This is a genomic window from Qipengyuania aurantiaca, assembly GCF_019711375.1.
GTDB classification, from domain to species: domain Bacteria; phylum Pseudomonadota; class Alphaproteobacteria; order Sphingomonadales; family Sphingomonadaceae; genus Qipengyuania; species Qipengyuania aurantiaca.
Genome location: NZ_CP081295.1, coordinates 1,004,800 through 1,027,680 on the forward strand (window position 1 = coordinate 1,004,800; position 22,881 = coordinate 1,027,680).

20 protein-coding genes and 1 tRNA gene are annotated in these 22,881 nt (G+C 64.0%); 14 read left to right on the forward strand and 7 right to left on the reverse strand.

Annotation, left to right across the window (positions count from 1 at the left end):
• Positions 1 to 8: 8 nt before the first annotated feature.
• Positions 9 to 1,178, reverse strand: coding sequence for an acyl-CoA dehydrogenase family protein (locus tag K3148_RS04905; protein ID WP_221426196.1), 1,170 nt, complete (start codon positions 1,176 to 1,178; stop codon positions 9 to 11).
• A gap of 333 nt (positions 1,179 to 1,511) precedes the next feature.
• A tRNA-Thr gene (locus tag K3148_RS04910) sits at positions 1,512 to 1,586 on the reverse strand.
• Between the two features lie 114 nt (positions 1,587 to 1,700).
• On the opposite strand from K3148_RS04910, the gene K3148_RS04915 reads away from it, so the two are divergent.
• From K3148_RS04915 to K3148_RS04955, 9 genes are all read left to right on the forward strand, one after another.
• Entirely contained in the window at positions 1,701 to 1,844 is a 144-nt protein-coding gene (locus K3148_RS04915) for a hypothetical protein (RefSeq protein ID WP_221426197.1), read from the forward strand.
• A 33-nt stretch (positions 1,845 to 1,877) separates the two neighbouring features.
• Positions 1,878 to 2,564, forward strand: coding sequence for a 2,3-diphosphoglycerate-dependent phosphoglycerate mutase (gene gpmA / locus K3148_RS04920; RefSeq protein ID WP_221426198.1), 687 nt, complete (start codon positions 1,878 to 1,880; stop codon positions 2,562 to 2,564).
• 1 nt (position 2,565) lies between these two features.
• Positions 2,566 to 3,060, forward strand: coding sequence for a 5-(carboxyamino)imidazole ribonucleotide mutase (gene purE / locus K3148_RS04925; RefSeq protein ID WP_221426199.1), 495 nt, complete (start codon positions 2,566 to 2,568; stop codon positions 3,058 to 3,060).
• Positions 3,060 to 4,127: a 5-(carboxyamino)imidazole ribonucleotide synthase gene (locus K3148_RS04930; RefSeq protein WP_221426200.1), complete on the forward strand. Its 1,068-nt coding sequence runs from the start codon at positions 3,060 to 3,062 to the stop codon at positions 4,125 to 4,127. Before purE ends, K3148_RS04930 begins: the two co-directional genes overlap by 1 nt.
• Positions 4,124 to 4,618: a dihydrofolate reductase gene (locus K3148_RS04935; RefSeq protein WP_221426201.1), complete on the forward strand. Its 495-nt coding sequence runs from the start codon at positions 4,124 to 4,126 to the stop codon at positions 4,616 to 4,618. The genes K3148_RS04930 and K3148_RS04935 overlap by 4 nt, the downstream gene beginning before the upstream one ends.
• Entirely contained in the window at positions 4,615 to 5,556 is a 942-nt protein-coding gene (locus K3148_RS04940) for a bifunctional riboflavin kinase/FAD synthetase (protein WP_221426202.1), read from the forward strand. The genes K3148_RS04935 and K3148_RS04940 overlap by 4 nt, the downstream gene beginning before the upstream one ends.
• Before the next feature lie 145 nt (positions 5,557 to 5,701).
• Positions 5,702 to 8,659 carry an isoleucine--tRNA ligase gene (ileS, locus tag K3148_RS04945; protein ID WP_221426203.1) on the forward strand — a complete coding sequence of 986 codons (2,958 nt, stop codon included), beginning with the start codon at positions 5,702 to 5,704 and terminating at the stop codon, positions 8,657 to 8,659.
• Positions 8,656 to 9,204 carry a signal peptidase II gene (gene lspA, locus K3148_RS04950; protein ID WP_221426204.1) on the forward strand — a complete coding sequence of 183 codons (549 nt, stop codon included), beginning with the start codon at positions 8,656 to 8,658 and terminating at the stop codon, positions 9,202 to 9,204. The genes ileS and lspA overlap by 4 nt, the downstream gene beginning before the upstream one ends.
• A complete protein-coding gene (locus K3148_RS04955) occupies positions 9,201 to 9,611 on the forward strand; it encodes a DUF3035 domain-containing protein (protein ID WP_221426205.1) in 411 nt (136 codons plus the stop codon). The genes lspA and K3148_RS04955 overlap by 4 nt, the downstream gene beginning before the upstream one ends.
• A 264-nt stretch (positions 9,612 to 9,875) precedes the next feature.
• On the opposite strand, the gene K3148_RS04960 is transcribed toward K3148_RS04955, so the two are convergent.
• Complete coding sequence (locus K3148_RS04960; RefSeq protein WP_221426206.1) at positions 9,876 to 11,201, reverse strand: hemolysin family protein; 1,326 nt, start codon at positions 11,199 to 11,201, stop codon at positions 9,876 to 9,878.
• Positions 11,202 to 11,372: 171 nt separating this feature from the next.
• On the opposite strand from K3148_RS04960, the gene K3148_RS04965 reads away from it, so the two are divergent.
• Entirely contained in the window at positions 11,373 to 12,071 is a 699-nt protein-coding gene (locus tag K3148_RS04965) for a YiaD family glycine zipper/OmpA-like lipoprotein (RefSeq protein ID WP_221426207.1), read from the forward strand.
• A 66-nt stretch (positions 12,072 to 12,137) separates the two neighbouring features.
• Here K3148_RS04965 and K3148_RS04970 read toward each other — a convergent pair whose 3' ends face one another.
• Positions 12,138 to 12,920 carry a 3'(2'),5'-bisphosphate nucleotidase CysQ gene (locus tag K3148_RS04970; RefSeq protein ID WP_221426208.1) on the reverse strand — a complete coding sequence of 261 codons (783 nt, stop codon included), beginning with the start codon at positions 12,918 to 12,920 and terminating at the stop codon, positions 12,138 to 12,140.
• Between the two features lie 122 nt (positions 12,921 to 13,042).
• On the opposite strand from K3148_RS04970, the gene sucC reads away from it, so the two are divergent.
• Positions 13,043 to 14,242, forward strand: coding sequence for an ADP-forming succinate--CoA ligase subunit beta (gene sucC / locus K3148_RS04975; RefSeq protein WP_221426209.1), 1,200 nt, complete (start codon positions 13,043 to 13,045; stop codon positions 14,240 to 14,242).
• A 61-nt stretch (positions 14,243 to 14,303) separates the two neighbouring features.
• On the opposite strand, the gene K3148_RS04980 is transcribed toward sucC, so the two are convergent.
• Positions 14,304 to 15,206: a DUF6265 family protein gene (locus K3148_RS04980; protein WP_221426210.1), complete on the reverse strand. Its 903-nt coding sequence runs from the start codon at positions 15,204 to 15,206 to the stop codon at positions 14,304 to 14,306.
• Between the two features lie 211 nt (positions 15,207 to 15,417).
• Here K3148_RS04980 and K3148_RS04985 point away from each other — a divergent pair, with 211 nt between their 5' ends.
• From K3148_RS04985 to K3148_RS04995, 3 genes are read left to right on the forward strand one after another with little or no spacing between them, the layout of a single operon-like run.
• On the forward strand, positions 15,418 to 16,164 hold the full coding sequence (locus tag K3148_RS04985) for an electron transfer flavoprotein subunit beta/FixA family protein (protein WP_221426211.1): 747 nt from the start codon (positions 15,418 to 15,420) through the stop codon (positions 16,162 to 16,164).
• Positions 16,165 to 16,193: 29 nt separating this feature from the next.
• The gene (locus K3148_RS04990) at positions 16,194 to 17,123 is read left to right on the forward strand and encodes an electron transfer flavoprotein subunit alpha/FixB family protein (RefSeq protein ID WP_221426212.1); all 930 of its coding nucleotides are present in this window, start codon (positions 16,194 to 16,196) and stop codon (positions 17,121 to 17,123) included.
• Between the two features lie 60 nt (positions 17,124 to 17,183).
• A complete protein-coding gene (locus tag K3148_RS04995) occupies positions 17,184 to 18,107 on the forward strand; it encodes an energy transducer TonB (protein WP_221426213.1) in 924 nt (307 codons plus the stop codon).
• Here K3148_RS04995 and K3148_RS05000 read toward each other — a convergent pair.
• Positions 18,104 to 19,315: a DUF445 domain-containing protein gene (locus K3148_RS05000; protein ID WP_221426214.1), complete on the reverse strand. Its 1,212-nt coding sequence runs from the start codon at positions 19,313 to 19,315 to the stop codon at positions 18,104 to 18,106. The two genes, K3148_RS04995 and K3148_RS05000, sit on opposite strands and share 4 nt — an antisense overlap.
• Before the next feature lie 83 nt (positions 19,316 to 19,398).
• On the reverse strand, positions 19,399 to 22,872 hold the full coding sequence (locus K3148_RS05005; RefSeq protein WP_221426215.1) for an efflux RND transporter permease subunit: 3,474 nt from the start codon (positions 22,870 to 22,872) through the stop codon (positions 19,399 to 19,401).
• Positions 22,873 to 22,881 lie beyond the last annotated feature (9 nt).

A 22,881-nucleotide genomic window follows, 5' to 3' on the forward strand; every position in this document is an offset into this window, starting at 1 on the left:
GCGCGCGGTCAACGCCTTTGATCGAAGCGCCGTCCGACGATGGCCGCCGCAATGTTGGTTTTCTGCACATCGGTCGTCCCGCCGGCAATGCCCCATGCGAACCCGTCGCGCACGCGCTGCTCCATACCGTAATCCTTGTGATAGCCGTAACCGCCCATCACCTGCATGCCGTTGGCGGTGACGCTGCGGACGATCTCATTGGCATAGCACTTGGCGGTAGAGCTTTCGTAGACGCTCGGCAGGCCGTCCGCATTGTGCGCAGCGTTGGCGGCGGCGCGGTAGATAAGGAGGCGCGCGGCCTCGACCTGCATCGCCATTTCGGCCAGCCGCATCTGCACCGCCTGGAAGTCGACGATGGGTTTGCCGAAGGCCTCGCGCTCCTGAACGTATTCGGTCGCCTGTTCGAGCGCGGCGGCGGCAAGGCCGAGCGATTGCGTTGCGTTCCCGCAGCGTTCGAGACCGAAGGCGCTCATCAGTTTCCCGAAACCGCCTGCGGGCACGATGAGGTTTTCGCGCGGCACTTGCACGCCGTCGAAGGTGATGTCGCGCGTCTCGATCCCGCGGAAGCCCATCAGCTGTTCGCGCCCCCCGAAGGACACGCCCTCCATCGCCTTGTCGACCAGCAGCGCGCCGATCCCCTTGGCGCCCGGCGCATCGGAAAGCCGCGTATAGACGACGTAATACCGCGCGTGGCCCGCGCCCGAGGTCCAGCGCTTGTTGCCGTCGAGGATGAAGTGGTCACCCTCCTCGCGGGCGCGTGTGGAAAGATCGGTCAGCGCGGTCCCGGCATCGGGTTCGGACATGGACACGGCCACGGTCGCCTCTCCGCTGACGACCTGCGGGATGATCTTCGCCTTGAGCGCGTCCGAACCGAATCGCTCGATCGTGCGGGCGGGACCCACCAACGCCTCGAAAATCGGAAAGGCGACCGCGTTGGAAATCATCGCAAACTGCTCGAGCACCAGGAGCGCCTCAAGATGGCCGAGCCCCAGCCCCCCATACTGCTCGGGCAGATTGACCCCGAGAAAGCCCATCTCGCCATACCGCCGCACCATCTCGGCCGGCACGGAGAAGTCCTTCTCCTCCATCTCGCGCGCGAGATCGGGCAATTCCTTGCGCGCAAACACCCGCGCCGCATCCTGAAGCTCGCGCTGCTGCTCGGTAAGGCGGAAATCCATTAGCGTCTCCTCTGGCGGCGAGGGGTGCCGTCCTGAGAAAGCGGGCGCAAGGGGAGAGCGATGAGTTTTTGTTTTTCGAACCGACCTCCGTCGGTTCGTCCTCGGGGCTGTTCCTCCGCTTCGCTACGGGCCCCTGCGGGCGGCCGGTCGGCCTTGCCGGGCCTCCGCCGGCCCGGTTTTGGTGCCAAACGCGAGCCGAAGGCGAGTGCAAGCGCGACTGCGCGCCCGCAGCGACGCGACCTTCAGGTCGTGTGAGCGAGGATAGCCAAGTGAGCGGATGCGAACGCCGGCGCTTGAGGCGTAACAAAAAACCATTTCCACCTGCGGTGGAAATGGTGCTGCTGGGGAGGATTGAACTCCCGGCCTCACCCTTACCAAGGGTGCGCTCTACCACTGAGCTACAGCAGCACATGCTGCCCGTCGGTCATACCGATGGGGTGGAGGCGCGCGCTATTGGCAGACGCGGCGGATAAGTCAACCTTCGCTTGCCCGGATTGGCGAAATTCGCAAAAGGAATGCGCCATGAGCGCCGCAAACGACAAGATGACACGCGAGGAACGCCTCGCCGCGAAACTTCGTGAGAACCTTCGCCGCCGAAAAACCCAGACCCGCGAAATGCGCGAATCGGGCGAGGACGGGGTTTCCAAGCCAGATACGGAGCGCTAACGCACGGCACTCCTAGCGAAAACCGGAGTAATCATGTCGAAGCTGATCCTCGTTCGCCACGGCCAGAGCGAGTGGAACCTCGCCAACCGTTTCACCGGCTGGTGGGATGTCGACCTCACCGAGAAGGGCGAAGCCGAGGCGCGCGAAGCGGGCCGGCTGATGAAAGCCAAGGGCGTGCTGCCGACGGTGTCTTTCACCTCGCTCCAGAAACGCGCGATCAAGACACTCAACCTGGCACTGGAGGAATGCGACCGGCTGTGGATCCCGGTGACCCGCGACTGGCATCTGAACGAGCGTCACTATGGCGGCCTCACCGGCCTCGACAAGCAGCAGACCCGCGACAAGCATGGCGACGAGCAGGTGCATATCTGGCGCCGCAGCTTCGACGTGCCGCCGCCGGAGATGGAGCGCGGCAGCGAATTCGACCTGTCGGACGACCCGCGTTACGCCGGGATCGACGTGCCGCTGACCGAAAGCTTGAAGCTCACCATCGAGCGGGTGCTGCCCTATTGGGAAGAGGCGATCCTGCCGCAGCTCGCCAAGGGCGAGACGGTCATTATCTCGGCCCACGGCAATTCCTTGCGCGCGCTGGTGAAGCATCTCTCGAACATCTCGGACGAGGAAATCACCGGCCTCGAAATCCCGACCGGCCAGCCGATCGTCTACGAATTCGACGGCGCGACGGTCTCGGGTGAACGCTATTACCTGAAGGACGCATAAGATGGCGCAAGGGGGAGGAGCAAAGGTCGCGATCGTCATGGGGAGCCAGTCGGACTGGTCGACCATGAAATGCGCGGCCGAGGTGCTGGAGGAACTGGGCGTCGCCACCGATGTGCGCATCGTCTCGGCCCACCGGACACCCGAACGGATGTACGATTTCGCCAAGGCAGCCGAAGGCGAAGGCTTTCACGTCATCATCGCTGGCGCAGGCGGGGCGGCGCATCTGCCGGGCATGATCGCCGCACTGACACATGTCCCCGTGCTGGGCGTCCCGGTCCAGTCGCGCGCGCTGTCGGGGCAGGACAGCCTGCTCTCCATCGTCCAGATGCCCGCCGGCGTCCCTGTCGGCACGCTGGCCATCGGCGAGGCCGGGGCGACCAACGCCGGTCTGCTGGCCGCGGCCATCCTCGCGAATAACGATGCGGAGCTCGGCCAGCGCCTGAAGGACTGGCGCAGCGCCCGCAGCGCCGCCGTCACCGAAAGGCCTGCCGACTGATGCTCAAACGCGGCTCCACCATCGGCATCCTCGGCGGCGGCCAGCTGGGCCGGATGATGGCGATGAGCGCCGCACAGCTCGGCTATCGCTGCATCGGCTACGCGCCCGAAGGCGACAATGTGATGAGCGCGGTCTGCGACGGCTTCGTCACCGCCGAATGGGACGATGAAGCCGCGCTCGCCGGTTTCGCCGCGCAATGCGATGTCGTGACCTGGGAATTCGAGAACGTCCCCGTCACCACCGCGCGCGCCATCCCGGCCGAGAAGATCTTCCCCGACCCCATTGCGCTGGAAACCGCTCAGGACCGCCTGACCGAAAAGCGCTTCATCGAAGGGCTTGGCGGCAAGCCCGCGGCCTATGACAAGGTCGATTCCACAAACGACCTCATCACCGCGGTCGACCGTTATGGCGCGCCCGGCATCCTCAAGACCCGGCGCGACGGCTATGACGGCAAGGGCCAGTGGCGCATCATGTCGGTCCGCGAGGCGCAGGCCCTGCGCGTGCCCGATGTGCCGTGCGTCTACGAAGGCTTCGTCGAATTCGACGCGGAATTCTCGGTCATCCTCGTGCGCACGCAGGACGGCGAAATCCGCTTTTGGGATTCGACCCGCAACATCCACGAAAGCGGCATCCTTGCCGCCTCGCGCTATCCGGCGGGGGCCGAGATCGAGCATCATGTCGCTCACGCCCGCGAACTGGCGCGCAAGGTGGCCGATGCGCTCAAATACGTCGGCGTGCTGACGCTGGAATTCTTCGCCACCCACGAAGGCCCCGTGTTCAACGAGATGGCGCCGCGCGTGCACAATTCCGGCCACTGGACGATCGAGGGTGCGGCCACCAGCCAGTTCGAGAACCACATCCGCGCCGTCGCCGGCCTGCCGCTGGGCGATACGCGCACCACCGCCGCCGCGGTCGAGATGCGCAATATCCTCGGCAGCGAGATCGACGGCGCCGCAGCGAAGCTGAGCGATTCGCGCGTCCACCTCCACGACTACGGCAAGGCCGAGGCGAGCGAGGGCCGCAAGATGGGCCACATCACCCAGATCTCCCGCGACACGCGCGCATGAGCCTCTTCCTGATCTACGCGCGCGCCGCCAATGGCGCGATCGGCAAACAGGGCCGCCTGCCTTGGCACCTGCCGGCCGATTTGAAGCGCTTCAAGGCGCTGACCATGGGCAAACCCATGATCATGGGCCGCAAGACGTTTGAGAGCCTGCCCGGCCTCCTCCCCGGACGCCGTCACATCGTGCTCACCCGCAAGGAGCGCTGGGATTCGACCGGTGCGGAAGTGGTCCGCTCGGTCGAGGAAGCCGTGGCGAAGGCGGGCGATGGCGACATCGCGGTCATCGGCGGGGCGGCAATCTTCGATGTCTTCATGCCGCTCGCACAAAAGGTTGAACTGACCGAAATTCACCGCGAATTCGACGGCGATGTCTTCATGCCGCCGCTCGGCCCCGAATGGGATCTGGCGGCGACCGAGGATTTCGAAGCGGATGGCGAAACCCCCGCCTACAGCTTCCACACCTATCGGCGTGTCGGGGAGGCGGCGAGCCTGTGAGGTTCCTCGACCACCGCGATCCGCTCCCCGAAAGCCTGCGCGGTGCGATCATTGCGCTGGGCAATTTCGACGGCTTCCATCTCGGCCACCAAGCGGTGGCGAAAGAGGCTATCGACTGGGCGCGCACCGAGGGGCGACCTTCCATCATCGCGACCTTCGATCCGCATCCGGTGCGCTTCTTCAAGCCCGACGCCGCGCCCTTCCGCCTGACCACGCTCGAGCAGCGTCAGGAACTCTATCTCGCCGCTGGCGCCACCGCCATGCTGGTGTTCCATTTCGACGGCGAACTGGCCGGGACCACGGCGGAGGATTTCGTCCGCGTGCTGCTCGCCGAAAAGCTCGGCGTGAAAGGCGTCGTAACCGGCGGGGATTTCACTTTCGGCAAGGCCCGCGGCGGCAATTTCGAGAAGCTGGTCGAACTCGGCAAGGAAGTCGGCATCGAGGCGCGCGCGGTCGATCCGGTGCTGGATGGTGGCGCTCCGGTGTCCTCCAGCCGCGTGCGCGAGGCCTTACGCGAGGGCGATCCGCAGGAAGCCGCGCGTCTCCTCACCCGCCCCTTCGCCATCCGCGGCGTGGTCCAGCACGGCGACAAGCGCGGCCGCGAGATCGGCTATCCCACCGCCAACCTCTCGATCGAGCAATACCTGCGCCCGAAATACGGCATCTACGCCGTCATAGGGCGCATCCTTTCGACCGGACAGGAGTTGCAGGGCGCGGCCAATATCGGCGTGCGCCCGCAGTTCGAACCGCCCAAGGAATTGCTCGAACCCTATTTCTTCGATTTCTCCGGCGATCTGTATGGCCAAGAAATCGAGGTGGCCTTCCACCACTTCCTGCGCGGCGAGGCGAAATTCGACAGTCTGGAAGCACTCACGGAGCAGATGGAAAAGGACTGCAACGAGGCACGGCGGCTGCTCTCCTCGTCACCCCGGACTTGATCCGGGGTCCCGCTTTTCTTCGATCCAAAGCGCCTCGCCAAAAGTTTAGCGGGACCCCGGCTCAGGGGCCGGGGTGACGGAAGTCGGTTGCAGGCGCGACTCTCCACTTTATTGCTTCGCGCAAATCCCCTAACGGCCACACCCTATGTCCGAACAGCGCGATTACAGAGACACGGTCTTCCTTCCCAAGACCGATTTACCAATGAAGGCCGGCCTCCCCCAGAAGGAGCCGAAGATCCTTGCGCGCTGGCAGGAAGAAAACCTCTACGAAGAGCTGCGCGAGAGCCGCAAGGACCGCGAGAAGTTCATCCTCCACGACGGCCCTCCCTACGCCAATGGCGACATGCATATCGGCCATGCGCTGAACCGCATCCTGAAGGACATGGTGGTGCGCAGCCAGACGCTGCTCGGCAAGGACGCGCCTTTCGTGCCGGGCTGGGACTGCCACGGCCTGCCGATCGAGTGGAAGGTCGAGGAACAGTTTCGCAAGAAAAAGCGCGACAAAAATGCGATTCCGGCCAGCGAATTCCGCGCCGAATGCCGCGCCTATGCGCAGAAATGGGTCGACGTTCAGCGCGAACAATTGAAACGCCTCGGCCTGATGGCGGATTTCGACAATCCGTATCTCACCATGCAGTTCGAGAGCGAGGCGACCATCGTTGCCGAGCTGATGAAGTTCGCCGAAGCCGGAAACCTCTATCGCGGATCGAAGCCGGTGATGTGGTCGCCGGTCGAGGAAACCGCGCTGGCCGAAGCCGAGGTCGAATACGAGGACATCACCTCGACCCAGATCGACGTGGCGTTCGAGATCGTGGAATCGCCGATCGAGGAGCTGGTGGGCGCGCATGCGGTGATCTGGACGACCACGCCGTGGACGATCCCGGTGAACCAGGCGATCGCTTTCTCACCGGACGCTGAGTATACGCTGTTCGAAGTTCGAGTTGCTCAAAAATTCCTCAAGCCCGAGGAATGGAATGACGCAGAATGGAAGGTCCACGGGCGCTATTTGACCGCCAAGGATCTCAACGGGACCATGTTCGGACGCATGCCGTCTGAATTGAGCGGCACGAGTGAACCGAAAATAATTTGGAAGGGCAAAGGCTCCGACCTAGCCGGAACCGTTGCCCGTCACCCGATGCACCATCTCGGCGGGTTCTACGCCAAGCCCCGCCCGCTGCTCGCAGGCGATTTCGTCACCACCGACAGCGGTACGGGCCTCGTCCATATGTCGCCCGACCATGGCGAGGACGACTTCCTGCTTTGCCGCGAGCACGGTATCGAGCCGGTCTTCGCAGTCATGGGCGACGGGCGCTATCGCGACGACTGGGAGTGGCTCGGCGGCAGCGACGACCGCCGCCGCGCGGTGATCAACAAGGCCTTCAACGCGCCCGACGGACCGATCTGTTCGGACCTGCGCGAAGCAGGCGCGCTGCTTTCGGCCAGCGACGATTACCAGCACTCCTACCCGCACTCATGGCGCTCCAAGGCCAAGGTCATCTACCGCTGCACGCCGCAGTGGTTCGTGCCGATGGACAAGGATCTGGGAGACACCTCCCAGTCCGTTCGCCCTGAGCCTGTCGAAGGGCCGCACTTCACTTCTGATGTGGCGCAAGAAGAAAAGGACGGGGCTTCGACAAGCTCAGCCCGAACGGTCGAGGGGAAGACGCTCAGACAGATCGCTATGCGCGAGATCGAGCGGGTGAAATTCTATCCCGAAAAGGGCCGCCGCCGCATCGGTTCGATGGTCGAGGGCCGCCCCGACTGGGTGCTCTCCCGCCAGCGCGCATGGGGCGTGCCGATCACGCTCTTCGTCCGCAGCGACGGCACCTATCTCCAAGACCCTGCGGTCAACGCCCGCGTGGTCGAAGCGGTGCGCGAACAGGGCGTCGACGCCTGGGACGAAAGCCGCAAGGCCGAATATCTCGGCACCGATCACGATCCGAACGAGTTCGAGATGGTCACCGACATCCTCGATGTCTGGTTCGATTCGGGCTGCACCCACGCCTTCACATTGGAAGGCGACCGCTGGCCCGAACAGCGCTGGCCCGCCGACCTCTATCTCGAGGGCAGCGACCAGCATCGCGGCTGGTTCCAGTCGAGCCTGCTCGAAAGCTCCGCCACCCGCGGCCGCGCGCCCTATGACGCAGTGCTCACCCACGGCTTCACCATGGCGAGCGACGGCAAGAAGATGTCGAAGAGCCTCGGCAACACCATCGATCCCTTGAAGGTCATGGAACAGTACGGCGCGGACATCATCCGCCTCTGGGCGCTCTCGGTCGATTTCACCGAAGACCACCGCATCGGCGATGAAATCCTCAAGGGCGTGGGCGACCAGTACCGCCGCCTGCGCAACACCTTCCGCTACCTCCTCGGCGCGCTCGACGGGTTCGTGGGCGATATGGGCGATGCGGGCGAGATTCCCGAGCTGGAGGTCTACATCCTCGCGCTGCTGGCGGACCTCGACGGCAAGCTGAAGAAGGCGCTCGAGGAGTACGACTTCAACACCTACACGCGCCTGCTTGTCGATTTCTGCAACGAGGATTTGTCGGCCTTCTATTTCGATATCCGCAAGGACACGCTCTATTGCGACGGTCCGGATTCGACCCGCCGCAACGCCTATCGCACCGTGCTCGACCTCCTGTTCCACGCGCTGGTCCGCTACGCCGCGCCGGTGCTGGTGTTCACCGCCGAGGAAGTCTGGACCACGCGCTATCCGGAAGGCGGCAGCGTCCACCTGCTCGACTGGCCGCCGGTCCCCGGTGTCACCGCCGACGGCGCGCGCTGGGACGCCCTGCGCGCACTTCGCGAGCGCGTCACCGAGGCGATCGAGCCGCTGCGCCGCGACAAGACCATCCGCTCCAGCCTCGAAGCCGATGTGGTGGTCCCGGCCAGCGCGGTGCCCGAAGGCTTCAGCGACGAAGATCTCGCCGAACTGTTCATCACCGCGTCAGTGACGCGTGGGCAGAGCGACACGGTGACTGTCTCGCGCACCGACGAAAACAAGTGCGGCCGCTGCTGGCGCCTGCTGCCTTCCGTTGAGGAAGACGGCGCGCTGTGCGACCGCTGCGAACCGGTCGTCGCCCAATTGGACGCAGCAGAATGAACCCGCTCCTGAAACTGCGCCTGATCGGCGTCGTCATCGCCTTTGCGATCTACGCGGTCGACCAGTGGGTCAAATGGCTGATGGTCGCCCCGCTGCAATTGCGGCAGGTCCGCGTGATCGAACTGCTGCCCTTTTTCGACCTGCGCTGGACGCAGAATTTCGGCGTGTCGATGGGCATGTTCGAGGCGGACAGCTTCGAATCGCGCTGGATCCTCGTCGGCGTGACCGCGCTGATCGCGCTGGTCGTCACCATCTGGATGTTCCGCGAGAAGGCCTTTGGCGACATCCTCGGCCTGTCGATGATCCTCGGCGGCGCGCTGGGCAATATCAAGGATCGCTACGAGCTCGGCTATGTCATCGACTACGCCGACCTCCATTTCGGGGATTTCCGCCCCTTCCTCATTTTCAACGTCGCCGATGCCGCTATCACCATCGGCGTCCTCATTATCCTTGCTCGCGCCTTCTTCATGCGCGACAAGGACGAAGACGAGGTCGACGACCTCATGCAAGGCAAGCCGGCAGACGCCGCGGAGAATACGAAATGAACACCATCGCCCGTATCGCCCTTCTCGGCGCCACTTCCAGCCTGCTCGCAGCCTGTGGCGGCGGCGGTTTCCTCAACCGTGACCGTCCGGACGAATTCGCCGTGCAGCGCCAAGCACCGCTGGTGGTCCCGCCCGATTTCAACCTCGTGCCGCCCGCACCCGGCGCCCCGCGCCCGGCCGAAGGTTCAGCTGCCGAACAGACGCTCGAAGCACTCTTCGGCGGCCCGGCCCAACGCAGCGCGGTGGAAACCAGCGCGCTTGACCGCGCGGGCGTGGCCGAACCCGGCATCCGCAGCCAGGTCGGCTCGGAAGGCACCAACACGGTCGCCAAGGGCCGCGTGACCCGCGACATCATCGCCGCCCCCGAAGGCGACGGTGCTACGGCGCAGGTCGTAATTCCGGGCTGACGCCCGCAATTACTTTTTCTTGTTTTGGGAGCCCGCCTCCGCGGGCTCATCCTCGGTGTTGTTTCGACGCGTGACCGCGTCGAGCACCTGCGGGCGCGCGGTCGCGCTTTGGCTGCCGCGACCAAGATAAAACCTAATTAGTTGGCGATGGTTCGGGCTGCGCCTAGCAGCCCGCAAGGCCGACCGGCCGCCCGCAGCGGGTGCGGCTTGCCGCACATCTAGCGAGGACGACTCCGCGGAGGCGGGTTCGAAAAACAAGAAATCTCAGTCTCCCGAGACGTCCTCGTCCTTTGCGGGTCCGACCGCGCTCACCAGCACCTTGTCGATACGGCGTTCGTCGAGGTCGATCACTTCGAAGCGCCAGCCCTGTTCCTCGAACCATTCGCCTTCGACGGGTAGCTTCTTCATCACGGCGAGGCAGAAGCCCGCCACCGTGGCGAATTCGCGGTCGTCGCCGTAGTCGAGGCCCAGTCGGTCGGCGAGCGCATCGGCGCTGAGCGAACCGGCGACCAGCAGCGAGCCGTCCTCGCGCTCGACGATGCCGGGCGTATCGTCCGGGTCCTGGTCGCTCGCGAAATCGCCCACCAGCGCGGTGAGCAGGTCGACCGGGGTCACGATACCGTCGAGATGGCCGTATTCGTCATGCACCATCGCCATGGCGATATCGGCCTGCTGCAGCACGCGTAGCGCGTCGACTGCATCGAGCTGGTCGGGCACGACCTCGGCCTTGGTCATCAGCTGTTCGAGCCGGACGCCCTCGCCCGCCAGCAAGGCACCCAGAACTTCGCGCACGCGCACGAGGCCCATGACCTTGTCGGGCGTGCCGTCCGCCACCGGCCAGACCGAGTGTGGGCTTTCTTCCAGCAGCGCGCGAATCGCTTCTTCGTTGGCGTTGACATCGATCCAGTCGAGATCGGTGCGCGGCGTCATAACTTCGCGCACGGGACGCTCGGCAAGCCGCACGACACCGGCGAGCATCTGGTGCTGCTCGGTCTCGATGATGCCCGTCCGGGTGGCCTCGGCGAAGAGCATGTGGAGCTCTTCCGCCGTCACGGCGCTCTGGCCCGCCGGCTTGACGCCGAGCAGGCGGATCAGCGCGCCCGAGGACGCGTCGAGCAGCCAGACCAGCGGCGCAGCGACCTTGGCGAGCAGCGCCATGGGGCGCGACATGGCGATGGCGATCGGCACGGCGGCGCGCAGGGCGACCTGCTTGGGTACGAGCTCGCCGACCACGAGGCTGAAATAGGTGGTGAGCGCGATGACCAGCGCGAAGCCTGCCTGATCCGCCCAGTCGGACGGCACACCGATGGCTTCGAGCCGCTCGCCGACCGGACCACCAAGGCTCGCACCCGAATAGGCGCCCGCCACGATGCCCACCAGCGTGATGCCGATCTGCACGGTCGAGAGGAACTTGCCCGGGTCCGCGGCAAGGTCGATCGCGGTCTTCGCGCCCGAGCTCCCCTGGTTGGCAGCCGAACGCAGCCGGCCGGTGCGCGCGGAAACGATGGCGAGCTCGCTCATGGCAAAGATGCCGTTGAGCAGGATCAGCCCGGCGATGATGAGAAGGTCGGTCCAGGGAAAGGGTGTCACGCACCCCCGCTAGCACAAAAGACCGGCTCTGCCAGCGTCTCTCGGAACACTGCGTGCTTTGAGTGGTTTGACCCTTCTAGAGACGCCGGTGGGTGCGTCCCACCGCAACCGGGCATGGGAGGGGCTGGAGCGCTCCGCCAAAACCCGGCTCGATAAAAGGGAACAGAACATATGAAAAAATCACGCTTTTTGCTCGCAGGCCTCTCCTCGATCGCCCTTCTGGGCACTTCAGCCTGTGTGACCGACCCCAACACGGGTGAGCGCAAGGTTTCGCGCACCGTCCTCGGCGGTGTCGGCGGCGCAGTGGCAGGCGGCCTTCTGGGCGGCGTCATCGGCGGCAAGACCGGACGCATCATCGGCGCAGCTGCCGGCGGCGCGGCAGGCGGCTATGTCGGCTATCGCATGGACCAGCAGATCAAGGAGCTGAAGGAGCAGACCGCCGGTTCCGGCGTGGACGTCACGGAAACGGACGGCGGCGAGGCCATCCTCGTGAACCTGCCCGACGGCGTGACCTTCGCCACCGGCAGCGCGACGATCAACTCGGCCTTCCGCGCCACGCTCGACAATGTCGCGGCGAGCATGGTCCAGTATCCGAACAGCCTGATCGACGTCTATGGCTACACCGACACCACCGGCTCGACCGAACTGAACCAGCGCCTGTCCGAACAGCGCGCGCAGGCGGTTGCCAACTACCTTATCAGCCGCGGCGTGAGTTCCTCGCGCATCCGCTGGCAGGGCTATGGCGAGCAGTACGAACACCTGAAGGTCAAGACCGGCGACGGCGTGAATGAGCCGCTGAACCGCCGCGTCGAAATCAAGATCATCCCGTTCGACCAGCAGGATGTGGAAGCGGCGCAGGCAAACCAATAGGTTGCTTCGCCAAAGAGTTCTTCGGGACTGTCGCAGAAGAAGGGTCGGGCGCAAGCCCGGCCCTTTTTATTGGGCGGAGACCTTTGCGGCACGCTCTGCCAGGTGATCGATCGTCGCCTGGTGGATGGCAGGGGAGCTGGCGACCACGCCGAAGGCACGCGGGTCGCGCTTGTTGTAATCGAGCTTGCGGCCGAAACTGTCCGACACCGCCGCCCCCGCTTCGCGCGCGATGAGCCCGGCGGCGGCGATATCCCATTCGAAGCCCCAGCGCAGCGTCGCCACGAGGTCGGCTTCGTCGGCGGCGACCATGGCGATGCGCAGCGCAATCGAGTTGGGCTGGTCGACCTTGGTCAGCATCCGGTCCTGCTTCATCAGGTCGGCAGCAGGCACGCGGGCACCGGCAAATTCAGCGCGCGTGGAGGCGGCGAGCTTTTCGCCGTTGCGAGTCGCCCCCTGCCCCGCCACCGCGTGCCAGACCTCGCCGCGCGCCGGGGCGCAGAGCGAGCCGATCAGAGGCCGCCCGTTGCTGATCAGCGCGACCGAAACCGCCCAACCCTTGCGCCCGCGGATGAAATCGCGCGTGCCGTCGACGGGATCGACCATCCAGATCAGGTTGTGCTCGAGCCGGATCGGATCGTCGGCGGTCTCTTCCGACAGCCAGCCGGCGGAGGGCAGCAGGGCGCCCAGTTCGCGCTTGAGGAAAGCGTCCACCGCGAGGTCCGCCTCGCACACCGGGCTGCCGGGAGATTTTTCCCAGGATTGCAGCTCGGCGCCCGCCCCGGGCCACAGGCCAAGGGCGATCTCGCCGGCGTGAGCGACGATGGATTCGAGGCGTTTACTGTCGATCATGGAAGTCGCCAGCGCCCTGCACCCGAATCCGGCTCTTTTCAAGAAGGCCTACGTATGCTTATGCGCGCATCGACTCCCTACCCCCCAAACGCGCGGCCTCGCGCGAAGGAATAGCGACCGACATGAACATCCACGAATATCAGGCCAAGGAACTCCTCGCGAAATACGGCATCGCCGTTCCCGCAGGACACGCAGCAATGACCGTCGAAGAGGCTGTCGAAGGCGCGAAACAGCTTCCCGGGCCGCTCTATGTCGTGAAGGCGCAGATCCACGCCGGTGGCCGAGGCAAGGGCAAGTTCAAGGAACTGGGCCCCGATGCCAAGGGTGGCGTCCGCCTCTCGCAAAGCATCGAGGACGTCGAAGCCAACGCCAAGGAAATGCTCGGCAACACGCTGGTGACCATCCAGACCGGCGACGAAGGCAAGCAGGTCAATCGCCTCTATGTCACCGATGGTGTCGACATCGAAAAGGAATACTACCTCTCCATGCTGGTCGACCGCGCCACCGGCCAGGTCGCGATGATCGCTTCGACCGAAGGCGGCATGGACATCGAGGACGTCGCGCATGAGACGCCCGAGAAGATCACCACCATCACCATCGACCCGGCGCAGGGCTTCATGCCCCACCACGGACGCGCGGTGGCTTTCGCGCTCAAGCTGACGGGCGACACCAACAAGCAGGCACAGAAGCTCGCCAAGCAGCTCTACACCGCCTTCATGGACCTCGACATGGAAATGCTCGAGATCAACCCGCTGGTGGAAGACAAGGAAGGCAACCTCCTCGTCCTCGACACCAAAATGAGCTTCGACGGCAATTCGCTCTACCGCCACAAGGACGTGGAAGCGATGCGCGACGAGACCGAGGAAGACCCGGCTGAAGTCGAAGCATCCGAATACGACCTCGCCTACATCAAGCTCGACGGCAACATCGGCTGCATGGTCAACGGCGCAGGCCTCGCCATGGCGACGATGGACATCATCAAGCTGAACGGCGCCTTTCCGGCCAACTTCCTCGACGTGGGCGGCGGTGCGACGACCGAGAAGGTCACCGCAGCGTTCAAAATCATCCTCAAGGACCCGGCAGTCGAGGGTATCCTCGTCAACATCTTCGGCGGCATCATGCGTTGCGACACGATCGCGGAAGGCATCGTGGTTGCGGCGAAGGAAGTCGACCTGGACGTGCCGCTGGTGGTTCGCCTCGAAGGCACCAATGTCGAGAAGGGCAAGGAAATCCTCGCCAACTCGGGCCTGCCGATCGTTCCGGCAGACGATCTGGGCGACGCCGCCCGCAAGATCGTGGCCGAGGTCAAGAAGGCGGCGTAAGCCTCCTTGCCGATCAAATACGAAGGCCGTGCCAGCTTCATGCTGGCGCGGCCTTTGCTTGTCAGGGGGTCGGCTGTGGCTCAGGCAGGGCAGGCGACTTCCCATCCGGGTAGGTCAGCCAGTTCTGCCAAATCGCACGCGTTCGCTGTTGGGTCAGGTCCCGCATGCAGGCAAGCATCTCGATGGTCCTGATCGAACCCATTTCCCGAGCGACTATCAGGCCACATTCTGCATTGCGATAGACTTCGAACGCTCTTTCGCTCGCCCTCATGCCATCCTCGAGCCCCGCTGCAGGCACGTAACCGGATTGGCTCCGTTCAGATGCCCTGGCCAATGCAGCTTTGAAGTAGCGGAGGCGTTCATCATCCGCGTGATTCAAGAGACCGGCAAAACACCGGTTCAACTCGCGAGTAGACCCTTCACATTGGTTTGGGTTCGATACGATCTGTCCGTCGGACGCCGACTCTCCCATCCGTTTGAAGCGGAAAATCAGTTCGTTGATCTCGTCGCCTTCACTCTTCATCCGCACGGCGGCGAGCAGTCCGTTTTCTCCATCGCACCTGAGCGTCAGCGAGCGGAAATAGGCGGCACACTCCTCCACCGCGATCAGGCGGAAGGTCAGCGTGCCGTCCTTCTCCTCCCACCCGGTGAGGTCGGCGTTGAAGTGCTTGAGCCGCAGCACCAGCGTGCCCTCTTCCTCCATCAGATAGAGATGCTCGGTGAAGCGGATGCCGCCCTCGGCGGTTTCCTGCACGAAAGTTCCGACCATCGTGTTGCCGCTCGGGGGTAGCCAGCTTTCCATCGCAGGCGCGCCGCCGATCCCGGTGCCGGTCCATTGCCCGACCAGCCAGTCCATCTGTTCGAGGGTGGCGGGCGGAGGCACGTAGTCTTCGGGCGCCACCCGCGTCTCCTGCGCAGCCAGCGGGCTCGAAACAAGGCCAATACCGCTGAAAGCATCATCCAACCGCGCATCGCAAACCTCCTGCCGTTCACCTGAAACTATTCGCCGCCCCGTCCATAGTAAAGATGAACGGCCCGACGCCGCTTGACCTCAGCTTTCCTGCGGGCAAGGGGCGGTGCGAAGGGTCACGATATAGCGCCCAGCGCAACTTGACGTTTACGTAAACGCAAGCTAGGCGGGCGCCACAGTTTCTTATCGAGAGGAAGGTACACCCATGAAAATCCTCGTCCCCGTCAAGCGGGTGATCGATTACAACGTCAAACCGCGCGTGAAGGCCGATGGCTCGGGCGTGGACCTCGCCAACGTCAAGATGAGCATGAACCCCTTCGACGAAATCGCCGTCGAAGAGGCCATTCGCATCAAGGAGGCCGGCAAGGCGGAAGAAATCGTTGCGGTCTCCATCGGCCCGGCAAAGGCGCAGGAAACGCTGCGCACCGCGCTCGCCATGGGCGCCGACCGCGCAATCCTCGTCGAAACCGATGACGAAGTCGAACCGCTCGCCGTCGCCAAGATCCTCAAGGCCATTGCCGAGGAAGAGAACCCGGGCATCGTGATGCTCGGCAAGCAGGCGATCGACGACGATTCGAACCAGACCGGCCAGATGCTCGCCGCCCTGATGGGCCGCCCCCAGGGCACCTTCGCCAACACGGTCGAAGTCGACGGCGACAGCGTCACCGTGAAGCGCGAGGTCGACGGCGGCCTCCAGACGGTCAAGCTGACCATGCCCGCCATCGTCACCACCGACCTGCGCCTGAACGAGCCGCGCTACGCGTCGCTCCCGAACATCATGAAGGCGAAGAAGAAGCCGCTCGATACCAAGAGCCCGGCCGATTACGGCGTCGACACCGCGCCACGCCTCAAGACCACCAACGTCTCCGAACCGCCGGTCCGCCAGGCGGGTGAGAAGGTCGAAGACGTCGATGCGCTGGTCGCCAAGATCAAAGCGCTCGGCATCGCCTGAAGCCCCACGGACGAGAAGGAACGAAAGCTATGAAAACCCTCGTTTGGGTCGAACATGACAACAAGACCGTCGCCGATGCCACGCTGGCCGCGGTGACCGCTGCTTCGAAGCTGGGCGAAGTCCACCTGATCGTGGCGGGCTCGGGCTGCCGCGCGGTGGCCGACGAAGCCGCCAAGATCGCGGGCGTGGGCAAGGTCCACCTCGCCGACGACGCCGCGTACGAGCACGCGCTCGCCGAGAACGTCGCGCCGCTGATCGCCGACCAGATGGGCCATCACGACGCCTTCGTCGCGCCGGCCACCACCACGGGCAAGAACATCGCCCCGCGCGTCGCCGCCCAGCTCGACGTGATGCAGATTTCGGACATTCTCTCGGTCGAAGACGACAAGACCTTCACCCGTCCGATCTACGCCGGCAACGCGATCGCCACGGTCGAAAGTTCGGACGAAAAGCTTGTCATCACCGTGCGCGGCACGGCCTTCGAAAAGGCCGCAACCGAAGGCGGTTCGGGCACGATCGAAGAAATCTCCGGCCCTGCCGACGCGGGCATCTCCAGCTTCGTCAGCGAGGAAATCGCCGAGAGCGACCGCCCCGAACTGACCAGCGCCAAGGTCATCGTTTCGGGTGGCCGCGCGCTGAAGGACGCGGAGACCTTCGAGCAGGTCATCACCCCGCTCGCCGACAAGCTTGGCGCCGGCATCGGTGCCAGCCGCGCCGCGGTCGATGCGGGCTATGTGCCGAACGATTACCAGGTCGGTCAGACCGGCAAGATCGTCGCTCCGGAAGTCTATTTCGCCATCGGCATCTCCGGCGCGATCCAGCACTTGGCCGGTATGAAGGATTCCAAGACGATCATCGCGATCAACAAGGATGAAGACGCCCCGATCTTCCAGGTCGCGGACATCGGCATCGTCGGCGATCTCTATAAGATCGTGCCGGAGCTGACCGAAAAGCTTTGACCCGATACTGCTTTTAATTCAGACCCCTTCGAACTGTTACTGGTTCGGAGGGGTTTTTCTATGTGGTCGCTTGCCAAATCACTGCCGTCTTTGCTCGCGGCAATTTCCATCGTCGCGCCCCAGTCGGCTGCAGCGAATGATGATCCGACGCTGATAGTGCTCCAACCCTCCAGCCCTTGGAACCTCGACATGGGCGAGCACAAGTGCCGTATTGCTCGGCTGTTTGGCGAGGGCGAGAACCAGACGATCTTCCTGATCGACCAATGGGACCCTTCCACGACGGCGCAATGGACTTTGGCCGGACCGGCCCTGGAAAAATACCGTAACGGCCGCGCTACGGAATATGAATTCGGCAATGGCGGCGACGCAGGAGAATTCGAGCTTCTGGGCTCCTCCTTCGGCGAATTCGGTAACGCCGTGCAGAGTTCGAGCGGTTTCGTTACGGGAGACCCTCTCGGCGATGAAGAGGATCAAGAGCGCGACTATCTCGTCAATCCACTTGGCCTGCCCGCTCTCGATGCAAAGGGTGCGGTCGGTATCGAATGGCTGACGGTGAGCCAGCGCGGGCGCACGCCGGTGCGGCTCCGGCTCGGTTCGCTCGAAGGTCCTCTTGCCGCGCTGAACGTGTGCATGGAGAACCTGGTCGAATTCTGGGGCTTCGATCTCGAAGAGCAGCGTCGCATCGCCAGCCCGCCCGAGGTCTCGAACATGCCGCAGGTCACGCGCGAGGTAGCCGAGCACTATCCCAATTCCGCCCTTCGCCGCGGAGCGCAGGCGGACTTCCACATTCGCATGACCATCGATACGCAAGGGCAGATTGAGAATTGCGTGCTTCTCAGCCAGACGGTGGCGGATAAGTTCGAGCTGGGCGGCCATCCCTGCACTTCCTTCGAGCGCTACGCCCGGATCGAGCCTGCACGCGACAAGACGGGCCAGCCCATCCGGGCCTATCTGACCAACCGGATCGTATACCGCATACCCTAGGCGAAGAGTTCCATCAGACCGTGAAGGGTTAAGCCAACCAGTCCGCCAACCAACGTGCCGTTGATGCGGATGAATTGCAGGTCGCGGCCCACCGCGCTTTCGACGCGGTCCGTCAGCGTGGTCGCGTCCCAGCGGCGCACGGTTTCGCTTACCAGCTGGACAATCTGGTCGCCGTAGCGTGTGGCGATGCCCACGGCCGTGCGACGGGCGAAGCGGTTGACTTGTTGCTGGAGGCGGATGTCGTCGCTCAGCGCGCCGCCCAGCTCGGCCAGCGTCTCGCCCAGATAGCCTCCGCCCGTGCCGCCGCTTTCACGGATCGACCGGATGAGGCGGGCGCGGATACGCTCCCACACCGATTGCCACCAGCTGGCGATGGCGGGGTTGTTGAGAAGCTCGACCTTCATCCGCTCGACCTTGGCCTGCATTTCCGGGTCTTCGCGCAGGCCCTTGGCGAGCTCTTCGAGCCCTTCCTCGATCTTGTCGCGCAAGGGATGCTCAGGATCCACCAGCACTTCGGCGAGCAGCTTGTAGAGACCGTCGATCACCGAATTGGCCAGCCGCTCGTCGAGGCCGGTGAAGCGCAAGACCGCGTTGGCGCGGCGGTGCACCATTTCGCGGACCATTTCCTCGTTGTCTTCGAGCACGAGGCCAGCCCAGCGAATGATCTTGTCGATCAGGATCGTATGCCGCCCATCCTCGATCATCGCCTCCAGCATGCTGCCGAGGAGCGGAGAGATTTCCAGCTTCTCGATCTGCGAGGCGAGCCCGGCGCGCACTTGGGTGCCGAGCCGTTCGGGATCGAGCGATTCCAGGACCTCCACCGCCAGCTCGCCCGCCCCGACGCGCACCCGTGAATCGCGCGAGGCCTTGGGATCGGCGAGGTAGCTGCCCACCGCGCCGGCGAGGTTCATCGCCCCCATCCTGCGCGCGACGACCTGCGGCGTGAGGAAATTCTCGCGCAGGAAGCCCGCCATGGTGTCGGCTATGCGGTCCTTGTTTTCCGGGATGATCGCGGTGTGCGGGATGGGCAGCCCGAGCGGACGGCGGAACAGAGCGGTCACGGCGAACCAATCAGCCAGGCCGCCCACCATCGCCGCTTCGGCAAAGGCGTGGACGTAGCCCCAGGCGGGATGCGCCTCGAGCCAGCGACCCGAGGCGATGAAGATTGCCGCCATCAGCACCAGCATGCCCGTTGCTGTGTGGCGCATAATGCGCGCACGGTCGGGCGAGAGCGGAGCGCCGCCCAAGGATACCGGTGTTTGCGAAGTGCCCGCCATATCCTAGGCGACGCTTACTCCGCCGGTTCGATCCCGGGCTGTGATCCGGAAGCCGTAACCTTGCGGTCCTCGTCGCCGGGGCGATAGGTGAGGAACTTGTTCCGCATCCACGGTCCGATGCGCTTTTCGAAGCCGTCGGCGAGGCTGAAGCCAGCCGGCACGATCAGCAGCGTGAGAAGCGTCGAGAGGATCAGCCCCCCGATCACCACCGTGCCCATCGGCGCGCGCCAGGCGCCATCGCCCGAAAGGCTGAGCGCGGTCGGGACCATCCCTGCAGTCATCGCGACCGTGGTCATGACGATTGGCTGCGCACGCTTGTGCCCCGCGTCGATGATCGCGTCGATCTTGCGGGTGCCGCGCTCCATCTCCTCGATGGCGAAGTCGATCAGCAGGATCGAGTTCTTCGAGACGATACCGAGCAACAGCAGGACCCCGATGAGGACCGGGAAGGACAAGGGTTGCCCCACGATCCAGACGAGGAAGATCCCGCCCAGCGGCGCGAGGGCCAGCGAGGTCATATTGACCAGGGGACTCATCACGCGCTTGTAAAGGAGCACCAGCACCGCGAAGACCAGCAGAATGCCCGCCATCAGCGCGATACCGAAGTTGTCGAGCAATTCCTGCTGCAATTCGTCCTCGCCCACCTGGTCGCGGATCACGCCCTGCGGCAGGTTGGTGAGAGTAGGCAGGGCGTTGATCTGCTCCATCGCGTTGCCGCGCAGCACGCCGCTGGCCAGGTCGGCGCCGATGAAGACGCGGCGGTTCTGGTTGTAACGCTGGATCGTCGTCGGACCCGAGCCGAAGCTGATGTCGGCGATACGGCCCAGCGGGACCGAGCTGCCATTGGCGGTCGGTACCGGCAGGTTGCGAATGGTTGTAATGTCCTCGCGCGCGGCCTCGGGCAGGCGAACGGTGATCGGGATCTGCCGATCGGACAGCGAGAATTTCGCCGCGTTTTGCTCAATTTCGCCCATGGTCGCGATCCGGATTGCCTGGCTGACCGAAGCGGTCGAGACACCAAGGTCCGCCATCAGCTCGGGACGCGGACGGATGATGATTTCCGGGCGCGGCACATCGGCGGTGATGCGCGGCGCAACCACCGAATCCAGATCCTTCATCTCCTCGACCAGCGCCGAGGCGGTGGCGTTGAGCAGGACCGGATCGGACCCAGCTAGCATGATCGTGAGATCGCGGCCGCTGCCTCCGCCGCCCGGGCCGTTCATCGAATTCCAGCGCACGCGGGCGTCGGGGATCTTGGCCAGTTCGGGCGCGAGATCGCGTTCGAAGACGTAGGACGGACGTTCACGATCCTTTGCAAGAGTGATGTAGAGCGTTGCGTCGCCTTCATTCACGCGTTCGAGCACAAGATCGACTTCCTGCTGCTCGTAAAGCAGGCCTGCCACACGATCGGCGACCCGTTCGGTCGATTCGAGCGTGGTGCCTGGCACCATTTCGATCCGCACCTGCGAATTGTCGCTGTCGACCTCCGGATTGAACTGGAACGGGGTCTGGCCGAACAGCAGGATCGTCAGCAGGAAGGAGAACCAACCGAGGCCAAGCATCCACACGCGATGATCGTAGAAACGCGCCTCGAGATAGCGCCAGGTCTGAGCAAGACGCTGGCCGAAAATACGAGTGATCAGGCCGAGCAGCTTGAGGAAGAGGAAGACAAGCGCGAAACCGGCGGCCGTTGCGACTGCTAGCTGGATGAGCTGCAACGGACGCATCACGATTGCATGGAAGAAACTTTCCTCGCTGGCCACGGCATCCGCAAGTGTTTTGGGCACATTGAGGCCGTCGATCGCCCCGAAGGTCATGAATACACCTGCACCCGAAATGCCCAGGAGAGCGAGGACAATCAGGAAAAGCGAAATGACATAAAGCCAGCGATATTTCGGTCCGGGCAAACCGTCACGGCGCGCGTGCATCTTCCCGCGCTCGAGCGACCAGTGAAGGACGCTCATGTAGCGGTCCATCCATTTTCCTTCACCATGCTCGGCGTGACCCTTGGCTTCGAGGAAATAGGCTGCGAGCATCGGGGTAATCATACGAGCGACAGCAAGGCTCATCAGCACCGCGACGACGACGGTAAGGCCGAAATTCTTGAAGAACTGCCCCGTCACGCCGGGCATCAGGCCGACCGGGAGAAAGACCGCGACGATGCAGAAACTCGTTGCCACCACCGGCAGGCCGATTTCGTCGGCCGCGTCGATGGATGCCTGATAGGCGGTCTTGCCCATGCGCATGTGTCTGACGATATTCTCGATCTCCACAATCGCATCATCGACCAGCACACCCGCGACCAGACCAAGGGCAAGCAGGGACATCTGGTTGAGGTTGAAGCCCAGCAAATCCATGAACCAAAAGGCCGGGATCGCGGAGAGGGGAATGGCGACCGCGGAAATGAAGGTCGCCCGCCAGTCGCGCAGGAAGAAGAAGACGACCACAACAGCGAGGATCGCCCCCTCGATCATGGCCGCGATCGAGCTGGAATACTGGTCCTTCGTGTATTTGACCGTATTGAACAGCTGGATGAAGCGGACGTCGGGATTCTCCGCCTCGATCGTCGCGATCAGCTCCTGCGCGTCGGCGAAAACGGTCACGTCCGAGGCGCCCTTGGCCCGGCTCATGTAGAAATTGACGACCTCCTTGTCGCGGACCTTCGAAATGGTGCGCTTCTCGGAATTGCCGTCGCGAACAGTCGCAACGTCGCCCAGCTTGAGCGTCGTGCCATTAGCAAGGCGGATCTGGCGTTGCGACAGCTCATAAGCGGTTTCGGTATTGCCGAGCACGCGAACCGACTGGCGGGTACCGCCCACTTCGGCCATCCCGCCCGCAGCGTCGAGATTGTCGCGGCGCAGGACCTGGTTGATCTCGCTCGCGGTGACGCCGAAAGCCTGCATCTTGGCAAGGTCGAGGGTGACCTCAATCTCGCGGTCGACGCCGCCGAACCGGCCCGCTTCGGCCATGCCTTCGATCGAGAGCAGGCGCTTGGCAACCGCATCGTCGATGAACCAGCTGAGCTGTTCGAGCGTCATGTCGCTGGCTTCGACGGCGTAGATGCCGAGGAAGCCCCCGGCGATGTTCACCTTTTCGATGCGCGGCTCGAGGATGCCGTCAGGCAGGCTCGAACGCACGCCGTCGATAGCGTTCTTGACCTCGGCGACCGCGTTGTTGGTGTCGGTGCCGATTTCGAATTCGATGAAGGTGTTCGAACTTCCTTCGCGCGCGGTCGAGGTGATCTTGTTCACCCCGTTGACAGCGCGCACCGCCGATTCCACGCGCTGCGTAATCTGGTTCTCGATCTCGGTCGGCGCGGCGCCGGGCTGCGAGATCGTGACGTTGACGGCCGGGAAATCGATATCCGGATTGTTGACCACGTCCATCCGCGCAAAGCTGAGGATGCCGGCCAGTAACAGCGCGGTGAAGGCAACCAGCGGAATGACCGGGTTGCGGATCGACCAGGCGGAAATGTTCTGGAAGTTCATCGCGGGACC

Bases quoted from the DNA above. Each gene is read 5' to 3' on its own strand.
- K3148_RS04905 (WP_221426196.1), bottom strand. From the start codon at position 1,178: ATGGATTTCCGCCTTACCGAGCAGCAGCGCGAGCTTCAGGATGCGGCG.
- K3148_RS04915 (WP_221426197.1), top strand. From the start codon at position 1,701: ATGAGCGCCGCAAACGACAAGATGACACGCGAGGAACGCCTCGCCGCG.
- gpmA (WP_221426198.1), top strand. From the start codon at position 1,878: ATGTCGAAGCTGATCCTCGTTCGCCACGGCCAGAGCGAGTGGAACCTC.
- purE (WP_221426199.1), top strand. From the start codon at position 2,566: ATGGCGCAAGGGGGAGGAGCAAAGGTCGCGATCGTCATGGGGAGCCAG.
- K3148_RS04930 (WP_221426200.1), top strand. From the start codon at position 3,060: ATGCTCAAACGCGGCTCCACCATCGGCATCCTCGGCGGCGGCCAGCTG.
- K3148_RS04935 (WP_221426201.1), top strand. From the start codon at position 4,124: ATGAGCCTCTTCCTGATCTACGCGCGCGCCGCCAATGGCGCGATCGGC.
- ileS (WP_221426203.1), top strand. From the start codon at position 5,702: ATGTCCGAACAGCGCGATTACAGAGACACGGTCTTCCTTCCCAAGACC.
- lspA (WP_221426204.1), top strand. From the start codon at position 8,656: ATGAACCCGCTCCTGAAACTGCGCCTGATCGGCGTCGTCATCGCCTTT.
- K3148_RS04955 (WP_221426205.1), top strand. From the start codon at position 9,201: ATGAACACCATCGCCCGTATCGCCCTTCTCGGCGCCACTTCCAGCCTG.
- K3148_RS04965 (WP_221426207.1), top strand. From the start codon at position 11,373: ATGAAAAAATCACGCTTTTTGCTCGCAGGCCTCTCCTCGATCGCCCTT.
- K3148_RS04970 (WP_221426208.1), bottom strand. From the start codon at position 12,920: ATGATCGACAGTAAACGCCTCGAATCCATCGTCGCTCACGCCGGCGAG.
- sucC (WP_221426209.1), top strand. From the start codon at position 13,043: ATGAACATCCACGAATATCAGGCCAAGGAACTCCTCGCGAAATACGGC.
- K3148_RS04985 (WP_221426211.1), top strand. From the start codon at position 15,418: ATGAAAATCCTCGTCCCCGTCAAGCGGGTGATCGATTACAACGTCAAA.
- K3148_RS04990 (WP_221426212.1), top strand. From the start codon at position 16,194: ATGAAAACCCTCGTTTGGGTCGAACATGACAACAAGACCGTCGCCGAT.
- K3148_RS04995 (WP_221426213.1), top strand. From the start codon at position 17,184: ATGTGGTCGCTTGCCAAATCACTGCCGTCTTTGCTCGCGGCAATTTCC.
- K3148_RS05000 (WP_221426214.1), bottom strand. From the start codon at position 19,315: ATGCGCCACACAGCAACGGGCATGCTGGTGCTGATGGCGGCAATCTTC.
- K3148_RS05005 (WP_221426215.1), bottom strand. From the start codon at position 22,872: ATGAACTTCCAGAACATTTCCGCCTGGTCGATCCGCAACCCGGTCATT.